At 74.0% G+C, this 22,280-nt stretch carries 16 protein-coding genes; 3 read left to right on the top strand and 13 right to left on the bottom strand.

The window, feature by feature from the left end; genetic code table 11:
* Positions 1 to 79: 79 nt before the first annotated feature.
* The 8 genes from ACFFHU_RS06535 to pcaF all read right to left on the bottom strand — a co-directional run bounded on the left by ACFFHU_RS06535 (position 80) and on the right by pcaF (position 9,759).
* Positions 80 to 1,456 (bottom strand): glutamine synthetase family protein, encoded by a 1,377-nt coding sequence (locus ACFFHU_RS06535; protein ID WP_377336728.1) that lies wholly within the window; start codon positions 1,454 to 1,456, stop codon positions 80 to 82.
* A gap of 102 nt (positions 1,457 to 1,558) precedes the next feature.
* Complete coding sequence (locus ACFFHU_RS06540; protein ID WP_377336729.1) at positions 1,559 to 3,118, bottom strand: amino acid permease; 1,560 nt, start codon at positions 3,116 to 3,118, stop codon at positions 1,559 to 1,561.
* Positions 3,119 to 3,290: 172 nt separating this feature from the next.
* Entirely contained in the window at positions 3,291 to 4,049 is a 759-nt protein-coding gene (locus tag ACFFHU_RS06545) for an alpha/beta fold hydrolase (RefSeq protein ID WP_377336731.1), read from the bottom strand.
* A 42-nt stretch (positions 4,050 to 4,091) separates the two neighbouring features.
* Positions 4,092 to 4,841 (bottom strand): MBL fold metallo-hydrolase, encoded by a 750-nt coding sequence (locus ACFFHU_RS06550; RefSeq protein ID WP_377336733.1) that lies wholly within the window; start codon positions 4,839 to 4,841, stop codon positions 4,092 to 4,094.
* 4 nt (positions 4,842 to 4,845) lie between these two features.
* Positions 4,846 to 5,340: a DUF456 domain-containing protein gene (locus ACFFHU_RS06555; protein WP_377337259.1), complete on the bottom strand. Its 495-nt coding sequence runs from the start codon at positions 5,338 to 5,340 to the stop codon at positions 4,846 to 4,848.
* Positions 5,341 to 5,350: 10 nt separating this feature from the next.
* A complete protein-coding gene (locus tag ACFFHU_RS06560) occupies positions 5,351 to 7,522 on the bottom strand; it encodes a putative bifunctional diguanylate cyclase/phosphodiesterase (protein ID WP_377336735.1) in 2,172 nt (723 codons plus the stop codon).
* Positions 7,523 to 7,525: 3 nt separating this feature from the next.
* Positions 7,526 to 8,341, bottom strand: coding sequence for an SAM-dependent methyltransferase (locus ACFFHU_RS06565; protein WP_377336737.1), 816 nt, complete (start codon positions 8,339 to 8,341; stop codon positions 7,526 to 7,528).
* Positions 8,342 to 8,553: 212 nt separating this feature from the next.
* Positions 8,554 to 9,759, bottom strand: a complete 1,206-nt coding sequence (pcaF, locus tag ACFFHU_RS06570) for a 3-oxoadipyl-CoA thiolase (RefSeq protein WP_377336739.1) — start codon at positions 9,757 to 9,759, stop codon at positions 8,554 to 8,556.
* 177 nt (positions 9,760 to 9,936) lie between these two features.
* On the opposite strand from pcaF, the gene ACFFHU_RS06575 reads away from it, so the two are divergent.
* The 3 genes from ACFFHU_RS06575 (at position 9,937) to ACFFHU_RS06585 (ending at position 13,377) form a co-directional block, all read left to right on the top strand.
* Entirely contained in the window at positions 9,937 to 10,638 is a 702-nt protein-coding gene (locus ACFFHU_RS06575) for a DUF998 domain-containing protein (protein WP_377336741.1), read from the top strand.
* A gap of 254 nt (positions 10,639 to 10,892) precedes the next feature.
* Positions 10,893 to 12,203, top strand: a complete 1,311-nt coding sequence (locus tag ACFFHU_RS06580; RefSeq protein WP_377337260.1) for a dicarboxylate/amino acid:cation symporter — start codon at positions 10,893 to 10,895, stop codon at positions 12,201 to 12,203.
* 106 nt (positions 12,204 to 12,309) lie between these two features.
* The gene (locus tag ACFFHU_RS06585; RefSeq protein ID WP_377336743.1) at positions 12,310 to 13,377 is read left to right on the top strand and encodes an NADH:flavin oxidoreductase/NADH oxidase; all 1,068 of its coding nucleotides are present in this window, start codon (positions 12,310 to 12,312) and stop codon (positions 13,375 to 13,377) included.
* 169 nt (positions 13,378 to 13,546) lie between these two features.
* Here the strand turns inward: ACFFHU_RS06585 and ACFFHU_RS06590 are convergent, their stop codons facing one another.
* The 5 genes from ACFFHU_RS06590 to ACFFHU_RS06610 all read right to left on the bottom strand — a co-directional run bounded on the left by ACFFHU_RS06590 (position 13,547) and on the right by ACFFHU_RS06610 (position 22,207).
* Entirely contained in the window at positions 13,547 to 14,758 is a 1,212-nt protein-coding gene (locus ACFFHU_RS06590; RefSeq protein ID WP_377336745.1) for an alpha/beta hydrolase-fold protein, read from the bottom strand.
* A 119-nt stretch (positions 14,759 to 14,877) separates the two neighbouring features.
* On the bottom strand, positions 14,878 to 18,501 hold the full coding sequence (locus ACFFHU_RS06595; protein WP_377336747.1) for an ATP-binding cassette domain-containing protein: 3,624 nt from the start codon (positions 18,499 to 18,501) through the stop codon (positions 14,878 to 14,880).
* A 160-nt stretch (positions 18,502 to 18,661) separates the two neighbouring features.
* Positions 18,662 to 19,255 (bottom strand): TetR/AcrR family transcriptional regulator, encoded by a 594-nt coding sequence (locus tag ACFFHU_RS06600; protein ID WP_377336749.1) that lies wholly within the window; start codon positions 19,253 to 19,255, stop codon positions 18,662 to 18,664.
* A 31-nt stretch (positions 19,256 to 19,286) separates the two neighbouring features.
* A complete protein-coding gene (locus ACFFHU_RS06605) occupies positions 19,287 to 21,437 on the bottom strand; it encodes a YhgE/Pip family protein (protein WP_377336751.1) in 2,151 nt (716 codons plus the stop codon).
* Positions 21,434 to 22,207 carry an ATP-binding cassette domain-containing protein gene (locus tag ACFFHU_RS06610; protein WP_377336753.1) on the bottom strand — a complete coding sequence of 258 codons (774 nt, stop codon included), beginning with the start codon at positions 22,205 to 22,207 and terminating at the stop codon, positions 21,434 to 21,436. Before ACFFHU_RS06610 ends, ACFFHU_RS06605 begins: the two co-directional genes overlap by 4 nt.
* Positions 22,208 to 22,280: the final 73 nt, after the last annotated feature.

A 22,280-nucleotide genomic window follows, 5' to 3' on the forward strand; every position in this document is an offset into this window, starting at 1 on the left:
GCAGTATTGGCCCCGGCAAAGCGCGTAAATCACTACGAATCTGCGGCCCAAAGTGCAAGATCGCGGAGAGCCTGGGTCGTCAGAGGCGTTCGAAGCCACGGAAGAGCTCCCAGTCGGTGACGGCGGCGTCGAAGGCGGCCAGCTCCACCCGGGCCTGGTTGGCGTAGTGCGCGACCACCTCGGCGCCGAACGCGGCTCGGGCGATTTCCGAGGACTCCCAGGCCTCCAGCGCCTCCCGCAGGGTGCCGGGCACCCGGGGCGCGTCCGGATCGTCGTACGCGTTGCCGGCCAGTTCCGGCTCCAGCGGCAGCTCCCGCTCGATGCCGTGCAGCGCCCCCGCGACCAGGCCGGCGATCGCCAGGTACGGGTTGACGTCGGCGCCCGGCACCCGATTCTCCACCCGCATGCCCTGGCCGTGCCCCACCACCCGCAGCGCGCAGGTGCGGTTGTCGACGCCCCAGCGCAGCGCCGTCGGCGCGAACGAGCCCGGCTGGTAGCGCTTGTACGAGTTGATGTTCGGCGCGAACAGCAGGCTGAACTCCCGCATGGTGGCCAGCAGGCCGGCCAGCACGTGCTGACCGGTGTCGGAGAGGTGCGCCGGCCCGTCGCCCAGCATGGCCGAGCGGCCGTCGGCGTCCCGCAGCGAGAAGTGGATGTGGCAGGAGTTGCCCTCGCGCGCGTTCGGCTTGGCCATGAAGGTGATCGACATGCCCTCCTGGGCGGCGATCTCCTTGGCCCCGTTCTTGTAGATCACGTGGTTGTCCGCGCAGGTCACCGCCGCGTCGTAGCGGAAGGCGATCTCGTGCTGGCCCAGGTTGCACTCGCCCTTGGCGCTTTCCGGGGTCAGCCCGGCGCCGGCCATCTCGGTGCGGATGCGGCGCAGCAGCGGCTCCACCCGAGCGGTGCCGAGCAGCGAGTAGTCCACGTTGTATTGATTCGCCGGGTCGAGGTCCCGGTAGCCGCGTCGCCAGGCGTCCTCGTACGAGTCGCGGAAGAGCACGAACTCCAGCTCGGTGCCGGCGTACGCGGTCAGGCCCTGCCCGGCGAGCCGGTCGAGCTGGCCGCGCAGGATCTGCCGCGGCGAGGCCGGGACCGGCCCGCCGCCGTCCGGACCGCCCTCCGGCCAGGCCAGGTCGGCCAGCAGCAGGGCCGTGCCGGGCTGCCACGGGACCCGGCGCAGCGTCGCCAGATCCGGCACCATGCTGAAGTCGCCGTAGCCCCGCTCCCAGCTCGACATCGCGTACCCGTCGACGGTGTTCATGTCGACGTCCACCGCGAGCAGGTAGTTGCAGCCCTCGCTGCCGTGCCCGACCACCTCGTCGAGGAAGAACGGCGCATGGAACCGCTTGCCCTGCAGCCGGCCCTGCATGTCGACCAGCGCCAGCACCACCGTGTCGATCTCACCGGCCGCGACCGCGACCCGGAGCTCTTCCAGCGTCAACGGAGCTTTCGTCATCGCGCGGCCTCCATCACCAAGGTCTACTGGGTCGACCGGATCACCGTCAATGCCCAGCCGGCACCCGCCGGCAAACCCCGTGCCGGCGAGAAGGAAGGCCCTTCAGCCCGCGGTCGACTCCGGCGCCTCGACGGTGCGGCGGGGGCCGGTGAACCAATTCCGGGCCGAGGCGAACCACCAGAGGCCCACCGCCAGCACCATGCCACCCACCGCGATCGGCGCGTAGTTCACCGCCGACCAGCTGAAGTCGGCGTTGCCGGGCACGCCGGCCGGCACGATCGGCAGGATGAAGTAGATCGAGATGATGACGATCTCGATGACCGCGATCCAGCCCAGCGGCCGGGACAGCCGGCCCAGCGTCCACGGTCCGGGCTCGAACCGGTCACCCATCCGCAGCCGCAGCGCGATCGGGATCAGGAACGCGAGGTAGAGGCCGATCACCGCGACCGACACGACGGCGTAGAACGCCACCGGCACCCCGGCCTTGCTCTGGTAGAGGGCCGGCAGGGTGAGCACCAGGCCGGCCACCGACGCGGCCAGGATGGCGCGTACCGGCGTGCCGTTGCGGTTGACCGCCGACCAGTGCCGCCAGCCGGGCACGGCGCGGTCCCGACTGAACGCGTACGTCATCCGGCTCATCGACGTCACGCAGCTCATCCCGCAGAAGAACTGGCCAATCGTGGAGATGATGATCACGGCCTTGTAGAAGAACGGGGTGAGCGCGGTAGCGAAGATGGCGCCCGAGAAGCCGCCCGCCTTGTTGATGGCGTCCACGTTGGTGGCCGCGAACAGGAACGCCAGCAGCAGCACCCAGCCGCCGATGGCCGAATAGAAAATGGACTGCCACAGCCCGCGGGCGGCGGCCTGGGACGCGCCCCGGGTCTCCTCGGACACGTGCGCGCAGGCGTCGAAGCCGGTGATCGTGTACTGGGTGAGCAGGAAGCCCAGCGGCAGCACATAGAACCAGAACGTCGCGTCGCCGGTCCCGCCGCCGAACCCCGAGTGGTTGAACCGCTCGGTGAAGACGAACTGGAAGCTCTGGTGCCGGTCCGGCACGAACGCCAGGATCAGCACCACGGCGGCCGCGCCGGCCACGTGCCACCACACCGAGACGTTCTGGAGCACGTCGATGATCCGGTGCCCGAAGATGTTGATGGCACAGTGCAGCGCCAAAATGATCACGAACAGCAGGAATGCCTGGTGCAGCGTGCCGGCCCAGCCGCCGAAGAGCGCCGAGAGGGTCAGGTTGAGGAAGGTGGCGCAGCCGTAGTCGACCGAGGCGGTCACCGCGACCAGCCCGATCAGGTTGAACCAGCCGGTGAACCAGCCGTGTATGGGCCGCCCCAGCTTGGCCGCCCACCAGTAGATCCCGCCGGCCGTGGGGTACGCCGACACCAGCTCGGCCAGGCAGAAGCCGATGATCAGGATGAACAGCGAGATGAGCGGCCAGCCCCAGGAGATCGCCACCGGGCCGCCGTTGTTCCACGCCTGGCCGAACGTCGTGAAGCAGCCGGCCAGGATCGAGATGATCGAAAACGAGATGGCGAAGTTGGAGAAGCCGCTCCAGGTGCGCCGCAGCTCCTGCTTGTAGCCCAGCTCGGCCAGCCGGCGGCTGTCCTCGTCCTGGCCGTCGTCGTGGATCCGGTCGTCGGTGGTGGTCATGGCGCACCTCCCTGCCCGGGGTGTGCACCTCGCGGCCGGGAGGCGACCGGCCCTGCACACCGGTTCGAGCAGTCTGAACCCGATGATCCACCCAGGTCAATAAGCCGATCCGGCCGTGCCCGTCGGCACGGCGGCCGGCCGTGCTCCGGCGCCGCGCGGACGGTGCGCGGGATCAGCGGTGGCGGGACAGCAGGTTCAGGATGAGCGGGTTGGTGCGGTCCGGATCCTCCAGCGAGGGCAGGTGGCCGGCCCAGGGCAGCCGGACATGCTCGGCGCCCGGGATGGCGCCGGCCAGGAACTCGGCCGTGGACCGGAAGTAGTCCAGGTCCCGGTCGCCGGAGACCACCAGGGTGGGGGCGGTCACGGCGGTCAGGTCGAAGTCCTCGTGCCGCGGCGGTGCCGCCGAGTCGCCCGCCGCGAGCTGCGCCTCGAACGCATGCCGCTGCATTTCCGCCACGAGTTTCCGGGTCTGCGCGGACGCCTCCGGCCCGACGAACGTCGCCACGTTCAGCTCGGTCGCGCCGGCCACGTCGCCGGCCTCCAGCAGCTCGTCCTCCCGCTCGTTGAACGCCCGGATGTCGTCGGTCGGCGGGTGCAGCCGGGACGCCGGGCAGAGCAGGCAGAGCGCCGTCACCCGGTCCGGCCAGCGGGCCGCGAACTCCTGCGCCACCCGGCCGCCGAACGACGATCCGACCACCGCCGCTCGGCCCAACCCGACCGAGTCGAGCAGGTCGCGCACGTCCTCCGCATCGTCGTACGACTCCGTTGCCACGGGAGTCTCCCCGTACCCCCGGAAGTCACACCTGAGCACGTCGTAGCCGGCCGCCGTGAGGACGGGCCACTGCGGATCCCACATCCGCCGATCGGCCACCCCGGAGTGCAGCAGGACCACGGTCGGGCCGCTGCCGGCCCGGTCAAAGGAAAGTGTCATGCGCGGGAGGCTATGGGGTCGCCCCGGCCGACCTCCACCGGATTATCGCAGCTCAATGACCAGGCCCGGCTCGGCCACCGCGATCGGGCCGGGGTAGTGCCGGCGGGCGGCGGCCAGCAGCGCCGCCGGGTCGGTGCCCGGCCAGGCGTGCGCGAGCAGCACCCGCCGCGCCCCGGCCTCGGTCGCGTACGCGCCGACCTCGGCCGCCGTCGACAGGTTGCCCGCGTGCCGCTCCGGCATCTGGTCCGGGTACGTCGCCTCGGCGATCAGCAGGTCCACGTCCCGGGCCAGCTCCACCAGCTCGGGGCAGGGCCCGGTGTCCCCGGTCCAGGCCACCCTGGCGGCGCGGCCGGTGAACCGGGCGCCCGCGTTGGGCAGCCAGTGCGGCAGCGCCCGGGTGGCCACCCGCAGGCCCGCCATGTCCAGCTCGGCGCCGGGTTCGAACTCGTGCAGCCGGTAGGCCGGCTCGATCAGCCCCGGCTCGTCGATTGCGAGCAGCCGGGACAGCGCGCCGGTCGGGGCGTACACCGGAAGGGCCGGACCGGAACGGTCGGTGAGCGCCCGGACGCGCAGCAGGGGATGCAGGTCGGCGCAGTGGTCCGGGTGGCCGTGGCTGACGTACACCGCGTCGACGGCGCCGGCCGGGACCCGGCGCAGCAGCTCCGGCAGGGTGCCGTAGCCGGGGTCGACCAGCACCCGCCGGTCGTCGTGCTCCAGCAGGAACCCGTTGCAGCCCTGCTCGGCGGTCGGGAACCCGCCGAGCCCGCCCAGCACCGTGACCCGCACCGACATCCACTCAGGCCAGGAAGAGGCCGGCCATCCAGGTGGCCGCGATGGCCAGGCCGGCGCAGAGCTCGATCATCACGGCCAGCCCGGCCGCCTTCACCGCGTACTTCGTGGACGGCCAGGCCCGGCCGGCGTCGCCGAGCCGGGCCAGCTCGGACAGGAAGATCCCCAGCACGAAGCCGATGATCAGTCCCACCACCGGGATGACGAAGAAGCCGACGATCCCGAGCAGGGCGCCCGCGAACAGCGACCGGGTGGGCACGCCGCTGCGCTTGAGGTTGCGGCCGGGCAACATGTATTTGATGGCCGTGCCGCCGAGGGCCAGCACCGTGGCCACGGCCAGCACCAGCCAGCGGCCCGGACCGGCGCCGCCGAACAGCGCCCAGATCAGCACCCCGCCCCAGCACAGCGGCAGCGCCGGCAGCCCGGGCAGGACCATCGAGAGCAGTCCCACGACGATGGCCAGCCCGGCCAGCAGCGTCACGAGCCCCGCGGTGTCGGACATGTTCACCCGCTCAGCCTGCCCCATCGGCGCAAGGGCCGCCATTCGCGAGCGCGGCGTCGATCTCCGCGGCCGGCACCGGCGGGCCGAACCACCGGCCCTGCCCGGTGTCGCAGCCGAGCGCCCGCAGCCGGGCCGCCTGCTCGGCGGTTTCCACGGCCTCGGCGGTCACGGTGAGGTCCAGCGCGTGGGCCAGCCGGACGAGGGCGTCCACGATCCGCTCGCCGCGGGCGCCCAGCGCGTCGTCCGCGCCCACGTCCATCAGGAACTCGCCGGCCAGCTTGACCGTGTGGATGGGCAGCCGGCGCAGGTACGCCAGGTTGGAGTAGCCGGTGCCGAAGTCGTCGATCGCGAGCCGGGCGCCGAGCGCGGCGAGCCGGCGCAGCGAGCGCAGCGGCTCCCCCGCGGTGGCCATCACGGCGCTCTCGGTCAGCTCCAGCTGGAGCAGCTCGGCCGGCAGGCCGGCGTCCCGGAGCGCCTCGGCCACCGTGTCCACGATGCCGGCGTCCGCGGCCTGCCGGGCGGCGAGGTTGACGCTCACCACCAGCCGCGCGCCGGGATGCCGGCACAGCCACCCGCTGGCGTCCGCGCAGGCCCGGCGCAGCACCCAGCGGCCCAGCTCGACGATGAGCCCGGTCTGCTCGGCCAGCCCGATGAACCGGTCCGGCCCGAGCCGGCCCAGCTCGGGATGGTCCCACCGGACCAGCGCCTCCACCGCGCAGGTCGGCCCGCCGTGCAGCGGGACGATGGGCTGGTACTCCAGGACGAACTCGCCGCGCTCCAGCGCCACCGGCAGCCGGGTGGCCAGCGCCGACGAGGCCAGGTCCCGGGCGCCGCGCTGCGGGTCGTACACGGCCCACCGGCCCCGCCCCTCGGCCTTGGCCCAGTACAGCGTGGTGTCGGCGGCCTGCATCAGCTCCGAGGAGGTGGTGACGGCGAGCGGGCCGTGCACCACGCCCACGCTGGCCGAGACGGTGATCCGCTGGCCGTCGACCAGGATCGGTTCGCCGATCGCCGCGAGGGCCATCTCGGCCACCGCCACCGCGTCGTCCCGACCGCCGCACTCCTCGACCAGGATGACGAACTCGTCCCCGCCCATCCGGGCCACCAGGTGGCCCTGGCCGGCCACGAAGGAGCCGAGCCGCTGCGCCACCACGACCAGCAACCGGTCCCCGATGCCGTGCCCGAGCGTGTCGTTGACCGACTTGAACCCGTCCAGATCGAGGAAGCACACTCCGACCAGGGCGTCCGGGCCGGCCGTCGCCACCAGGGCGTCGAGCCGCTCGAAGAACAGGGTCCGGTTCGGCAGCCCGGTGAGCGGATCGTGCAGCGCCTGGAAGCGCAGCCGCTGCTGCAGCTCCTGCCGCTCGGTGATGTCCTCGATCATCGCCACCGTGTACCGCGGCCGGCCGTCGTCGTACCGGATGAGCGAGACCGCGAGGTCGGTCCAGAGCGGGCTGCCGTCCCGGCGGTAGTACCGCTTCTCCAGCCGGGCGGTGTCCCGCTTGCCCTCGACCAGCTCGGAGTAGAGGTCCCACATCCCTTCCGCGTCGTCCGGGTGGAAGAGCTCGGCCACGTTGATCCGGCGCAGCTCGTCCACCGAGTAGCCGAGCATGTCGGCGAAGGCCTGGTTGACGTCGACGATCCGCCCGTCGATGTCGGCGATGCCGATCCCGATCGCGGCGCCGGTGAACAGCGCCCGGAACCGGGTCTCGCTGTCCCGCAGGGCCTGCTCCACCTGGTCCCGGGCCACCCAGGCGGACCGGGCGATCCGCTCCTGCTGGGCGAACGTCCGGTCCCGCAGGGCCCGCGCGAAGCCGGCGGCCACCGTGCCCTGCAGCCGGGCGACGCGGTCGCGGTGCGGGACCGAGTTCCGGTACGCCGGCAGCACCTCCGGCAGCAGCTCGGCGGCCAGCGCCCGGATCGACTCCTCGACGATCGCCGGCTCGGTCAGGTGCGCGGCCACGAGCGCCCGGCCGACCTCCTCGCCGACGTCCGGGTCGAACGGCTCGGCCAGCACCGCCAGCGCCAACCGGCGGGTGTGGCCGAGCAGCATGTCCTGGGTCTCGGGTGAGCTCATGGGCACGTACCCGAGGCCGGCCACGGCCCGGGCCCAGCGCTGCGCGTACCGCTGCGCCCCGGGCCGGTCGTACGCCTCGCCCGGCTCCGGCGCCGGCGTCGACACGGCTTACCCCCGGTGGTCGTTCCGCCCGACGCCGCCGAACGCGCCGAACCGCTCCGGATGGTCGTCCACGTCGGACGGCGCGTCGGGCCGCCACAGCGGCATGTGCACGACACCCGGATCGAGCAGGGTGAAGTCGCCGAAGAAGCCGGTTATCTCGGCCCGGGAGCGCAGCGTGATCTCGGTGGCCGTACGCGCCGAGAGCCGCTGGGCGTCCAGCATCTCCTGCGGCTGGTCCTCGTACGTCGAGTGCGAGATCACCAGGTAGCTGCCGGGCGCGGTGGCGGCGCGCAGGGTGGCCAGGATGCCCCCGGGGTCGTCGGAGTCCGGGATGAAGTGCACCACCCCGGCCAGCAGCACCCCAACCGGCCGACCGAAGTCGATCAGGCCGGTGGCCTTGGCCTCGTCCAGGATCCGCTGCGGCTCCCGCAGGTCGCCGTGCAGCACGACGGCCCGGTCATTGTCGGCGAGGATCTCCCGGCTGTGCGCCACGGCCACCGGGTCGATGTCCACGTAGACGACCCGGGCGGCCGGGTTGACCGCCTGCGCCACCTCGTGCACGTTGCCCACCGTCGGTATTCCCGAGCCGATGTCGAGGAACTGGTCGATCCCGGAGTCCACCAGCACCCGCACGGCCCGGCGCAGGAACGCCCGGCCGGCCCGCATGGTGTCGGCCAGGTTCGGGGTCATCCTGGAGATCTGCTCGGCGAGCTGCCGGTCGATCTCGAAGTTGTGCGCGCCACCGAGGAAGTAGTCGTACACCCGTGCCGCGCTGGGCCGGCTGAGGTCGATCTCCACGGGTGGCTCGTCCGGCTGTCGCATCGTCCGCCTCACGTGCTCGACGGCCGGCGCCCGCCGGCCCGATGGGTCACGAGCATACGGCGCACCGGCGTCGCCCGGCAGGGGGTGAGATCGACGAATCGAACCGTTCCAGCCGACCGGTCGCACCGCCCCGCCGGTCGGTCCGCCGGTCGCCCCAGCCGGCCGGGGCCCGCGAGCCGCTCGGCGGCGCCCGGGTCGTCCGGGCCCGCGCGTCAGTCGGCCGATTCGAGCAGCATCGCGATGCCCTGGCCGACGCCGATGCACATGGTGGCCAGCGCCCGGGCCCCGCCCCGGCGGCGCAGCTCCAGGGCCGCGGTCAGGGCCAGCCGGGCGCCGCTGGCGCCCAGCGGGTGGCCGAGCGCGATGGCGCCGCCGCTCGGGTTCACGTGCTCGGCGTCCGTCGGCAGGCCCAGCTCCCGCAGCACGGCCACGGACTGCGCGGCGAACGCCTCGTTCAGCTCGACCACGTCGATCCCGGCCAGCTCCCGGCCGGTGCGCCCGAGCAGCTTGCGGGTGGCCGGCACCGGCCCCATCCCCATGATCCGCGGCGGGACTCCGGCCACGGCCGTACCGACGACCCGGGCCAGCGGCGTCAGGCCGTACCGGGACACCGCCGCCTCGCTGGCCACCAGCAGCGCCACGGCGCCGTCGTTGACCCCAGAGGAGTTGCCGGCGGTGACCGTGCCGCCGGCGCGGAACGGCGTGGGCAGCGCGGCCAGCTTCTCCAGGGAGGTCTCCCGGGGGTGCTCGTCCGCCTCGACGAGCCGGGTGCCGCGCCGGCCCTCGGGCACCTCGATCGGCACGATCTCCTCGGCCAGCCGGCCGTCGGCCTGCGCCTTGGCGGCCCGCTGCTGCGACCGCAGCGCGAACTCGTCCTGGCTCGCCCGGTCGATGCCGTACTCGGCGGCCACGTTCTCGGCCGTCTCCGGCATCGAGTCGATGCCCCAGCCGTCCTTCATCCGCGGGTTGACCAGCCGCCACCCGATCGTCGTGTCGAACACCTCGGGCGTGCGCGACCAGGCCGTGCCGGCCTTGGGCATCACCAGCGGCGCCCGGGTCATGCTCTCCACCCCGCCGGCCACCACCAGGTCGGCCTCGCCGGCCACGATGGCCCGGGCCGCCGACGCGAGCGCGTCCAGGCCGGAGCCGCACAGCCGGTTGACCGTGCTGCCGGGCACGCTCTCCGGCAGGCCGCCGAGCAGGGCCGCCATCCGGGCCACGTTCCGGTTGTCCTCGCCCGCCTGGTTGGCACAGCCCAGGATCACGTCGTCGACGGCCGACCAGTCCACGCTCGGGTGCCGGGCCACCAGTTCGCGGATCACGTGCGCGGCCAGGTCGTCCGGCCGGACGCCGGCCAGCGCGCCGCCGTAGCGGCCGATCGGGGTGCGGACACCGGAGACGAGGTACGCCGTGGTCATCGGCTCAACCCTTCGCGGACGGGCTGCGGTCCTCGCCCGGTCCGGGCTCGGGCACAGCGAGGGGGGTGGCGGGCCGTGCGGTCCGGATCACGGTGGCCCGGCCCGTCGGTCAGGATAGCCGGCACCCACCCCACCACGCCCGGGATAGGTTTGCCGGGTGATCAAGGACCGGTGCGCATGGCTGGCTCCCGCCGGGTGGTCGGGACCGCGGCGCGGCGCCGGGTGATGGGGGCCACGTCACGGCACCGGGTGGCCGGCGCCGCGGCGACGTTCTGCGCCGCGGCGGGCGCGACCGCGGTGATCGTCGCGCTGGTCGCCGGCCCCACCGCCGGGTTCACCGGGTACGTCAGCGAGGCCGGCGTCGCCGACAGCGGGTATGCGGGGACGTACCGGGGTGGCGTGCTGGGCCTCGCGGCCGGGCTGCTGCTGCTGGCCGCGGCCCTGCGGCCGGCCGTGCGGATCGCCGCGGCGCTGCTGGTGGCCGGTGGCGCCGCCACCGCGACCTCGGGGCTGGTGACCTGTAGCGCCGGCTGCCCGCTGCCGCCGTTCGAGCGGACCGACGTGGCCGACCTGGCGCACGGCGGCGCGAGCATCGCGGCGGTCGCGTCGTGCGTCTTCGCCATGGCGGCTGTCACCCTGTACGCGCCGGTCCCGGCGCTGCGCCGGCTGTCCGGCACGGCGACCGCGGTCGCCCTGCCGCTGTCGGCCGCGGTCGGCCTGGCGATGCTGCTGGTCGGGCGGGGCCACGTGGCCGGGGTGCTGGAGCGGCTGCTGCTGGCCGATCTGGTGCTCTGGGCCGCCCTCCTCGGCGCGGCGCTGGCGCTGCGCCCGGCCGATCCGAAGAAGCCGGTCGATCCGGTATTCCCTGCCGACCCGTAAGGAGCATCACGACCAGCGCTCCTTCCAGCCGCCGGGTCGCAGGGCGTATCGTCGTCCAACGATGACCAACATCTGGTTTCTCACCGTGCGCCTGTACGTCGATCTGCGACGTCAGGCCAGTGGCGTCTGTCCGGGTTCGCGCTGACCCCACGCCGTCCGGGTCAATCCCGAGCGGCGACCTCAGACCCGCCCCACGGGCCCCGACCGGCCCGCCACCCGAGAGAAACCGACTGGACGTCGCAATGCCCACCGTTCTGCGCAAAATTCCGTTCTCGGTCCAGATCCTCGCCGGGCTCGTGCTCGGCGTGCTGCTGGGCTTCGTGGCCCGATCCACCGATGCCGCCTGGCTGTCCAGCACCCTGGGCACCGTCGGCAGCCTCTTCATCCAGCTGCTCAAGCTGGCCGTCCCGCCGCTGGTGTTCACCGCGCTCGTGGTCAGCGTGGTGAGCCTGCGCGGCGTCACCAACGCCGCCCGGCTGGCCGCCAAGACCCTGCTCTGGTTCGCCATCACCGCGCTGGTGGCGGTGCTCATCGGGATCGGCCTCGGCCTGCTCATCAACCCCGGTCGGGGCGTGACGCTCGACCTGGCCGGCGCCGCCCCGCCGAAGCACACCGGCTCGTGGACCGACTTCCTCACCGGCATCATCCCGACCAACCCGGTGGGCGCGTTCGTCGATGGCAACGTGCTGCAGATCGTCTTCCTGGCGATCGTGGTGGGCGCCGCGGCACTCGCCGCCGGCGCCGTGGCCGAGCCGTTCGTCAACCTCAACCGGTCCGTTCTGGAGATCGTCCAGAAGGCGCTCTGGTGGGTCATCCGGCTCGCCCCGCTGGGCACGCTCGGCCTGATCGGCCACGCCGTCGACGCGTACGGCTGGAACCTGCTGGCCCCGCTGGCCAAGTTCACCACGGCCGTCTACGTGGGCTGCGCCCTCGTGCTGTTCGTGGTCTACCCGGTCGTGCTGGTCGCCGCCGGCCGGCTCAACCCGCTGCGCTTCTTCGCCGGCGCCTGGCCGGCCATCCAGCTGGCCTTCGTGTCCCGCTCCTCGGTGGGCACCATGCCGGTGACCCAGCGCTCGGTCGAGCGGTTGGGCGTGCCCCGCGAGTACGCCTCGTTCGCCGTGCCGTTCGGCGCCACCACCAAGATGGACGGTTGCGCGGCGGTCTATCCGGCGCTCGCCGCGATCTTCGTGGCCCAGGTCTTCGGCCTGCACCTGCGGCCGGTGGACTACCTGCTGATCGTGTTCGTCTCGGTGGTCGGCTCGGCCGCCACCGCGGGCCTGACCGGCGCGCTGGTGATGCTCACGCTGACCCTGAGCACGCTGGGCCTGCCGCTGGCCGGCGCCGGCCTGCTGCTGGCCATCGACCCGATCCTGGACATGATGCGCACCGCCACCAACGTGGCCGGCCAGGCGCTGGTGCCGACCGTGGTGGCCGCCCGGGAGGGCATCCTGGACCGGACCCGGTACGACTCGATCGGTCGACGCGAGCTGGTCGATCCGGTTCCGGCCGGCGAGCCCGCCCGCGAGGACGACCGCGACCCCGCCCCCGTCCCCGCCCCCGCCTGAGCTGCAAGGAAGGGCCCCCTGTTATCGCTTCCGGTATAGCAGGGGACCCTTCTTGACGCGCCAACGCGCTCGACCCGGACCGCCGCCTATCCCGAGGAAGTACGCCGTGACATCGCTGTTCCAACCGCTCGACCTGCGTAACGTCACCCTCCCCAACCGGGTCGCCATGGCGCCCATGTGCCAGTACAGTGCCGGCCCCGACGGGCTGCCCACCGACTGGCACCGGATCCACCTGGGCGCCCGCGCCGTCGGCGGGGTGGGCCTGGTGCTCACCGAGGCCACGGCCGTGGCGCCGGAGGGTCGGATCAGCCCGCAGGACACCGGGCTGTGGTCGGGCGCCCACGTGGACGCGTGGCGGCCGATCACCCGGTTCGTGGCCGAGCAGGGCGCCGTTCCCGCGGTGCAGCTCGCGCACGCCGGGTTCAAGGCATCGACGTACCGGCCCTGGGCCGACGCTCGGGGCGGCGTCCCGGACGACGACGGCGGCTGGACCCCGGTGGGCCCCGGCGCCGAGCCGTTCGTGCCGTCGTACCGGGTGCCGACCGCGCTCGACGAGGCGGGCATCGCCCGGGTGGTGGCGGGCTTCGCCAACGCGGCGGGCCGGGCGGTGGACGCCGGCTTCGCCGCCGTGGAGATCCACGCGGCGCACGGCTACCTGCTGCACGAGTTCCTGTCCCCGCTGACCAACCACCGCACCGACGCCTACGGCGGAGACCGCGCGGGCCGGATGCGGCTGGCTGTGGAGGTGGCGCACGCGGTACGCGCCGCGGTGGGCCCCGACGTGCCGGTGCTGGCCCGCATCTCCGCCACCGACTGGACCGACGGCGGCTGGACCGTTGACGACAGCGTGGTGCTGGCCAAGGAGCTGGCCGCGGCCGGCGTCGACCTGATCGACTGCTCGTCCGGCGGCGCCGCCGCCCGGGCCGACATCCCGCTCGGCCCGGGCTATCAGGTGCCGCTGGCCGCCCGAGTACGTCGGGACGCCGGTGTTCCCACCGGCGCGGTGGGCCTGATCAGCGAGCCCGAGCAGGCCGAGGAGATCGTCGCGGGCGGCCAGGCCGACCTGGTGCTGCTCGGCCGCGAGCTGCTGCGCGACCCGTACTGGGCCCGGCGCGCGGCGGCCAAGCTCGGCGCCGAGCCCGGCTGGCCCGCCCAGTACCAGCGGGCCTTCTGACCGCTGCCCGGTGCGGGCATTCGCCCGCCGAGCGTGACCGTACCTCGACGGCGTCGTCGCGATCCAGGTCCCGGCGAGCGCCCTCCCGCCTCCCCCCGACCAGGCTCTCGCCCGCTGTCCCGCCCGGCACATCCCGAAGGCGGCAGATCTTGGCGGGGTGCGGCGGGGGCTAGGCCGGCCATGCGAGCAGGGTACGCAGGTGGTCGCCGAACGTCCGACGCCAGTTGATGTAGTCGTGCGCCCCGGAGTATTCGGAGTAGCTCACCTCATAGCCGCGCTCGACCAGCATGTCGCGGAACCGCCGGTTCACCGACAGCTGGTCGAGCTGGCCGTTGCCCGGCTCGATGTCCTCGCGGTCGCCGACATCGAGGCAGAACCGCACCGGCGCCCGGGGCCGCCGGGCGTACTCGCGGGTCAGCCACTCGGGCTCGGTGGTCTCGGTCTTGATGGGCCACCAGAAGCTGCCGGACTGGGCGATGACCGCGCCGAACTCCGACGGCGCCTCCAGCGCCACGTACGCCGCGGCCAGGCCGCCCAGGGACGATCCGGCGATGATCCGCTGACCCGGGTCGTCGGTCACCGGCCACCGGCGCCGGAGCATCGGCAGCAGCTCCCGGGTGACGAAGGCCCGGGTGGCCGGGGCGGGCCGCAGCTCCCGGGACCGCCGGCCGCCGCTCGGGTTGGCCACGAAGACCGCCATGGTCGGCGGGATCTCGCCGGCCGCGATGAGATTGTCCAGGGTGGTCGGGATCCGCAGCACGGTCCGGGACAGATGGCCGTCGAAGACCACCAGCAGGGGCAGCGGCCGGCGCCGGGGGCCGGGGGGCCGGTAGACCGCGAGCCTACGACGCCCGCTGAGGGCCGCGGTGCGGATGCTCGTCCGCAGCAGGGTGCCGCGCGGCACCCCCGGCCGGGGCAGGCTCCACCGCTCCGCCGGCGCCACGGGCAGCTCGACCTGACTGGCCCAGCACGGGCGGTCGGTGGGATCGGCCGGATCGGGCGGAAACAGGAAGGGCGACCGGTTCAGCGGATCCACATGGGACGGACCGGCGCCGGACGCATCCGGCGGAAAGCGCCACCGGTACGCCGGTCCGTGCGCCAGGTAGTAGAGCGTCCGCAGGTTGGTCGGGAGCCGCCGCGAGGCGTACCAGATGTCCGTGCCCTCGATGCGGCGCAGCTCGGCCTCGACCCCCCAGCAGACGCTGGTCTCGGCCGCCTCTCCCCGCCACAAGAAGGTGACCAGGGCCGAGCCGTCCTCGACCTCTTCCACCAGCGGGGTGCCGGCCGCCGCCACCTGGCGCCAGAACCCCGGCGCGGCGTCCGGGATGCCGGCTGCCAGGTCGGCACGCAGCCGTTCAATTGCAGGACTGGTCTCCGTCAACGTCGCCCCACCCCCGCCCCTCTGCCCTCCCAAGCGTCTGCATGGCAGCAAACAACAGATCTTGGAATTTCGCTGCCCCCGGAGGCAGCGAGATTCCAAGATCTCCCCGCCGGGCGGGATCAGCCGGCCAGGTGGCCCCACTCGTCGGCCAGCTCGTCCCAGCGGCCCTGCGCCACGGCCCGGCCGCCGACCAGCACCAGCACCTTGTCCGCCTGGTCGAGCGCCGCCCGCTTGGACGTCGAGCCCACCACCGTGACCCCGTGCGCGCGCAGGGCCCGCCACAGCTCCAGCTCGGTGGTGACGTCCAGCGCCGACGACACGTCGTCGGCCACCAGCAGCTCGGTACGCGGCGCGAGCGCCCGGGCGAGGGCGAGCCGTTGCAGCTGGCCGCCCGACAGCCGGGTCCCCTTGTGCCCGATCAGCAGCCCGAGCCCGCTCCCGGCGGCCGTAAGGTCGTGCTCCAGCTGGGCGGTGGCCACCGCGCCGGCCGCGTCGACCGGGTGGCCCAGCGCGATGTTGTCGGCCACCGTCCCGGACAGCACCCGGGGCACCTGACCGACGTACCCGACCTGGTTGGGCCGCAGGAACAGCTCCGGCTCGGTCACCGGCTCCGAGTTCCAGCGCAGCTCGCCGGTGTGGTGCGCGATGCCGGCCAGCGCCCGCAGCAGCGACGACTTGCCCGACCCGACCGGGCCGACCACCAGCACCAGCTGGCCGCGCTCGACGCTCAGCTGGACGTCCCGGACGGCGATCGTGCCGTCCTCGTGCACCGCCGTGAAGCCGGCCAGGTCCAGCCGGCGCAGCGGGCGCCGCGGCGGCAGCGCGGGCGCCGGAGCGGTGCCGGCGGAGATGTCGACCCCCGGCACGGCCGCCGCGTAGTCGGCCACCCCGGACATCTCCACGGTCCGCCGGGTCCAGACCCGGGCCGAGGGCAGCTGGGAGATCAGCGACGCGGTCGTCCAGGCGAACCACCGGGCGGCGCCGAGGGTGGAAACCACCACCAGGGTGGCGCCGGCGGAGAGCCCGCCGCCGAGGAACAGCGCCCAGGCGCCGATCGGGAGCAGCCCGCTCACCATCGACGGCGTCGAGCGGGCGAGCACCTGCACGGAGATCTCCCGGCGCTGCCGGTCGCTGCGTACCCGGTCCAGCCGGGCCAGGTGCGCCAGCACCGGTCCGGTGGCACCGGCCAGCTTGACCGTCCGCGCCGACGACAGCGAGGACACCAGCGCGGTGGCGAAGGCCGCCCGCGCCTTGACGGTACGCCGCGCCAGCCGTTCCAGCCGCGGCCCGAAGAGCGTCGCGGCCAGCCCGGAGACCAGCATCGTCCCGGCGAAGAACAGCGCCGGGACCAGCGAGCCGGACACCGCCGTCATCGAGACCAGGATGACCACGCAGGCGATCTGGTCGATGACGTTGTCGGCGAGCTGCACCACCCGCTCGGTGTCGCCGCCCTGCGCCACCACCTCGGCGGGGGTGTGCCGGCTGACCCGTCGCGGCCCGGTCTGGCCGTGCACCAGGCGCAGGCTGATCCGCAGCATCTGCCGGACCCACCACTCGGGGAACCACTTGTTGGTGTACCACGGCACCGGCAGGGTGACGACCAGCGCGGCCACGATCCCCACGGCCGGCCACAGCGGGTCGTCCAGGCCGTCGACCAGGTCGGCCCAGAGCCAGGGCAACACCGAGCCGTCCAGCCCGAGCACGGTGACCAGCAGGAAGAACGCCAGCGCGCCGAACCCGTACCGCGGGTCGTTGGCCACCAGCCGGAAGATCTGCCGCATGGTCCGGGCCGGGGGTGCCGGCGGCAGCTCCGGCGGTTCGGCCCGGTCCGGCCCGCCGGCCGCCGGGGCAACATCGGCCCCGCCGGCCGCCGGGGCAACGTCGGCCACCGCCGGGACCACCCCGGCCGCCGCGGCGGGGCCGGCCACCGCCGGGACGGCGCCGGCCACCGCCGTGGGCCGGGAGGCGCCGTCCGGCACGGCCGCCGGGTCGTCGCCAGCGCCGTCGCCGGTCCCGGTGAGCGACCCGGTCCCGGGGCCCGCCGGTCCCGCGCCCACGCCCGCGTACGCGCCGACGTGGCTGGTCGCGAGCAGTTGGGCGAACCGTTCCGACTCGCGCAGCGGTCCCGCCTCCAGCACCGCGCCGTCGGCCAGCACCACCACCTCGTCGCAGCGGCGCACCGAGGAGAGCCGGTGCGCGATGACGATCCCGATCCGGTCGATGAGCAGCCGTTCGGTGGCCCGCTGCACCCGCGCCTCGGTGACCGGGTCCAGCCGGGCGGTGGCCTCGTCGAGGATCACCACCTGCGGGTCGCGGACGAGGATGCGGGCGAACGCCACCAGCTGTTCCTGCCCGGCCGACAGCACATGGCCGCCCTCGCCAAGCCGGGTGGCGAGCCCGTCGGGCAGTTCCGCCACCCAGCCGGTGAGGCCCAGCTCGTCCAGGGCCCGGCCGGCGGCGTCCAGCAGGTCCGGATCGAACAGGGCCACGTTCTCGGCCAGCGTGCCGGCCAGGATCTCGGTCCGTTGCGGCACCACGGCGATCCACCGGCGCAGCCGCTCCAGGTCCAGGTCCAGCAGGTCGGCGCCGGCCAGGAAGACGGTCCCCCGGGGCACGTCGACGGCTCGGGTGAGCACCTTGGCCAGCGTCGACTTGCCCGATCCGGTGCGCCCGATCAGCGCGTACGACCGTCCAGGCACGAAGCGCAGCCGTACGTCCCGGAGCGCCGGGCCGCGTTCGGAGTCGGCACCGGGCCCGCCGTAACCGAAGGTGAGGCCGCGCACCTCGATGTCGCCGGGCTCCGGTTCGGCCCCGCCGCCCGGCTCCTGCCGGGCGGCCTGGAGCAACTGCACCCGCCCCCAGGCGCCGAGCGCGTACTGCAGCTCGGGCACCATCCTGCTGACGTGCTCCACGGTGGCTCCGAACGCGATCACCAGCAGCCAGACCGCGGTGAGCCGGGCCCCGTCGATCCGGCCGGCGGCCAGCGCCCAGGCGCCGCCGAGGACCACGGCCACGATGCCGGCCCGGGTGACCACGGTGGCCACCGTGGTGACCCGGGCGGTCAGGTGCCACACCCGCCGGCCCCGGGAGAGCACCCGGCTGGCCCGCTGCGCGTACAGCCGCAGCACGTACGGCCGGGCCAGGCTGGTCCGCACGTCGTCCTGGCCGTGGATGGACTCCTCCATCACGGCGGCCAGGTCCGACCAGCTCTCCTCCTCGGCCATCCGCAGCGGCCCGATCCGCCGGGTGGGTTCGCGCAGCCCGACCGCCAACACGCCGGTCAGCGCGAACATGGCCAGCCCGGCCGGCCACCAGACGACCAGCGCGATGAGCACCGAGAGCAGGCCCGTGCCGACGAACTGGGCCAGCCGTACGCCGGTGCCGCGCAACTCGGAAGCCACCTGGTAGACGTCCCCGTCGATCCGGTCGAGCAGCTCCCCCACCGGGGTGGTTTCGAGGGTGGGCAGCTCCTGCCCGAGCGCCACCCGGCACAGCCGCCGGCGTACGTCGGCGGACCAGTCGGCGGTGAGCCCGGCCGCGATCAGCCCGACCGCCAGGTCGGACCCGACGGCCGCGACCAGCGCCACGGCCAGCAGCACGAAGAAGGTGCCGGAGCGGTGCACCAGGACCGGGCCGGCCAGCGCCGACGCGGCCGCCTGGCCGGTGGCGCCCAGCAGGATCAGGCACGCCACCAGGGCGGTGCGGCGGGGCGAGGTGGCCCACAGGTCACGGAACAAGAGCATGTGGGTCCCCCCGGAGCGGCTGTGCTGAACCCCCAGCCTGCGACGATGCCCGCCGATCATCAACGCAATTACGCCGCCCGCGGCTGCAAGGAAGGGCCCCTTGTTATCACTTTTTGTATAGGAAGGGCCCCCTGTTAACCGCCCCGGGGGCCGGCGAGCCTCAGGTGTGGGCTGCCCGGCGCACGATGGCGAGCAGCGACTCCTGCACCTCGGCGATCGGCCGGTCGGGCTGGAACACCAGCCAGTCCACCGCCACCACCAGACCGACCCCGAACAGCGCCGAGGATGCCAGCCGTACGTCCAGGTCGGCCGGCAGCTCGCCGCCGTCCACGCCGGCCTGGACGGTCTCGCCGATCACCCCGATCGCCTCGGCCCGCAGCAGGCGCAGCGTCTGCTGCCACTCCCGGTTGGTCCGCCACATCTCTGACAGGAGCAGCTGGGCGAAGGCCCGGTACCGCTGGATGTACTCGAGCTGGGCACGTACCAGGGCCTCCAGCGCTTCCCGGGGCGGCAACCCGGCCACCGCGGCCCGGAAGGCGTCGGTGAGCAGGCCGATGCCGTGCCGCAGCAGCTCCTCGAAGAGCGCCGTCTTGGAGGAGAAGTTGTAGTACACCGTCCCCTTGGCCACCCCGGCCCGGGCCGCGATGTCGTCCACGGTGGTCGCGGAGTAGCCCTGCTCGGCGATGAGCGCGACCGCGGCCTCGAAGAGCCGCTGGCGGGTGTCGACCCGCCGCCGCGACCGTCCGTCCGTCACCCCTGCCTCCTTCACGACCCGGGCCAGTCTGCTACATGCTCAGCTCGGGGTGCAGCTTCGCCGGGCTGAGCCGCCGGGCGCGCCGGGCCGCGACCACGCTGAGCGCCACCGCGCCGGCCGCGAATCCGGCCAGCACCACCGCGCCGAGCACCACCGGCCCGGCCGGGCCGCCGTTGATGGTGTGCCGCAGCGCGTCCACCACGTACGTCATCGGGACCAGCGGATGCACCACCTGGAAGAACCGGGGCGTGGTCTGCACCGGGTACGTGCCGCCGGAGGAGGTGAGCTGCAGCATCAGCAGGGCCAACGCGGCCAGCCGGCCAACCGGCCCGAGCCACGCGCCGAGCATCTGCACCAGGGCGCTGAACGCGGCGGCCGTGAGCAGCAGCAGTCCCAGCGTGGTCACCGGATGCGCCGGGTCGAGGCCGAGCCCCAGGGTGACCACCGCGAACAGCACCACCGCCTGGGCCAGCCCGACGGCCAGCCCGGGCAGCCAGCCGGCGAGGGCCACCCGCCACGCCGGCGCCCCCGACATGACGTGCCGCGGGTTCAGCGGCCGGAGCAGCATGTACGTGATCATCGCGCCGACCCAGAGGGCCAGGGCCAGGAAGTACGGCGCGAAGCCCACCCCGTACGTGGCCGCCGGGTGCCGGGCCGCGCGGTCCAGCGCCACCGGGTCGCCGAGCACGTCCGAGCGGGCCGACGCGTCGTCGTACCCGGGAATCTGCTTGGCGCCCTCGGCGAGCCCGGAGGCCAGCCGGCCCGCGCCGGAGTTCAGGTCGACCAGGCCGGCGGCCAGTTGCCGGCCTCCGCCGGAGAGCTGGTTGAGCCCGCCGTCCAGCTCGCGCGCGCCGGTGGCCAGCCGGTAGAGGCCGGTACGCAGGTCCGCCGCGCCGGTGGCGGCCCGGTGGCTGCCCTGGTTGACCTTGTCGGCCGCCGTGGCCAGCTGGCCGAGCCCGTCGACGAGCTGGTTGAGCTGCGCCTGCTTGGCGCGTACGTCGTCGGCCAGGTGCGGCGCCTCGGCCGCCACCTTCCGGGCGGTGGCCGCCACGGTGACCAGCTGGTCGTGGAACTTCGCGATGTTGGCGTCGCTGAGCGCGGAGCGTACCCGCTGCGCGGAGGTCACCAGGTCGGCGGCCGCGGCCCGGGCGGCCTTCAGGTTGGGGTCGTCGGCCAGCTCGGGATGCGCGGCGACCAGCGCGTCGAGCCGGTCCCGTACCGATTCGGCCTGCCGCACCACGGCGTCGGCCCGGTCCGGCAGGGTGTCCAGGTTGTCGGCGAGGGCCTGCGCGCCGTTCGCGATCAGCGTGGCGGAGTCGGCGATCCGGGTGGCGTTGCGGCGCAGCACCGGTTCCCAGGTGTCGATGGCGCCGTTGACCTGGTCGGCCGCGGTCCGGGTCTGGCTGGCGGCCCGGTCGGCGCCCTGCGCCAGCTGGGCGGTGCCGGCGTCCAGGGCCGCGAGCCCACTGGCGAGCTGGTCGGCGCCGCTCGCGGCGGTGCCGAGGTTGTCGGCCAGCCGCCCGGCGCCGTTCTCGGCGGTGTCGAGACCGCTCGCGATCTTGTCAGCGCCCGCCTCGGACCGGCCGAGACCGTTGTGGAGCTGACCGGCGCCGTCGGCCGCCTCGGTGGTCTGCCGCTTGGCATCGGTGAACCCGATCAGCATCTTGTCGAAGTAGCCACTGGTGGCCTCGGTCCGGGCCGCGGCCTGGATCTCGGTGAACGCCGACCGGGCGAGCAGCCCGGACAGGTAGTTGTTGGCGTCGTCGCTGACCACGCTGAGCTGGCCACGCTGCGCCGGATGGTCCGGGTCGGGGGCGGCGGCCAGCGCGGCCGAGAAGTCGGCCGGAATCCGGAAAATCATCTGGTACCGGCCGTCCCGCAGCCCGGCCTCGGCGTGCGCCTCGTCGGTCTGCCGCCAGTCGAACACCCGCCGGTCGACCAGTTCGCCCGCCAGATCGGTCCCGGCATGCACGGCGGTGCCGTCCGGCGCGGTGGCCGGCCGATCCTCGTCGACCAGGGCCACCGGGATCCGGTCCAGCTTGCCGTACGGGTCCCAGAAGGCGGCCAGGTACAGCGCGCCGTACAGCAGCGGGATGACGGTGAGCACGGCCAGCGCGGCGGCCGGCAGCTTGCCCCGGGTGAACCGGCGCAGCTCGAATCGGGCGAGTCGGAGGACTCTCATGACTGTCCACTCATCTCGTAACGCGTGATGTCTCGGGTGGGGTCGACCTCGCGGGCGGTCACGATGACCGCCGGGCCACGGGCGGCCAGGTCCGCCAGCGCGGCCCACAGCCGGGCCCGCTCGGCGGCGCTGAGCCCGGCGTCGACGTCGTCGGCGAGCACGAGGGCGGGCTCGGCCAGTTCGGCGAGCGCGAGGCCGAGCAGTTGGCGCTGCATCGCCGTGAGGTCCCGGCCGCGTAGCCCAGGGTCGAGACAATCGGCGTACGGCTCGAGTGCCACGACGGCGCGGTCGCGGCGCCGGCCGGACCGGCCCCAGCGCCGGCCGGCGGCGTGATTCCGGCCGGCGGCGTCGTCCCGCCCGGCGGCGTCGTCCCGCCCGGCGGCGTCGTCCCGCCCGGCGGCGTCGTCCCGCCCGGCGGCGTCGTCCCGCCCGGCGGCGTCGTCCCGCCCGGCGGCGCGGTTGCGCCTGAGCCGTGCGGCGTTGCCCGGTCCGAGCAGCAGCCGTTCCTCCAGGTGCTCGGCCACCGAGAGCGCCGGCTCCGGCTCATGGACCCCGGCCACCAGGCCCAGCGCGGCCGGGCCGGTCCGGCGCACCGAGCCCTCCCTGACCCGGAAGCGCCCGGCGAGAGCCAGCAGCAGGGACGTCCGGCCGCTGCCGGTGGGTCCGGTGATCGCCACCAGCTCACCCGGCTGCACGGCGAGGTCGACGTCCCGGAACACCCAGCCGCGACCACCCCGGACGCCCAATCCCTCGGCCCGAACGACCGGCACGGCAACCTCCAAAATTATTGACCTGACTAGTCAGTATAAAAACATGCCCGCAGCAAACCCAGCGAAACCCCTG

The sequence above is a fragment of the Plantactinospora siamensis genome, assembly GCF_042434095.1.
Classification (GTDB): domain Bacteria; phylum Actinomycetota; class Actinomycetes; order Mycobacteriales; family Micromonosporaceae; genus KBS50.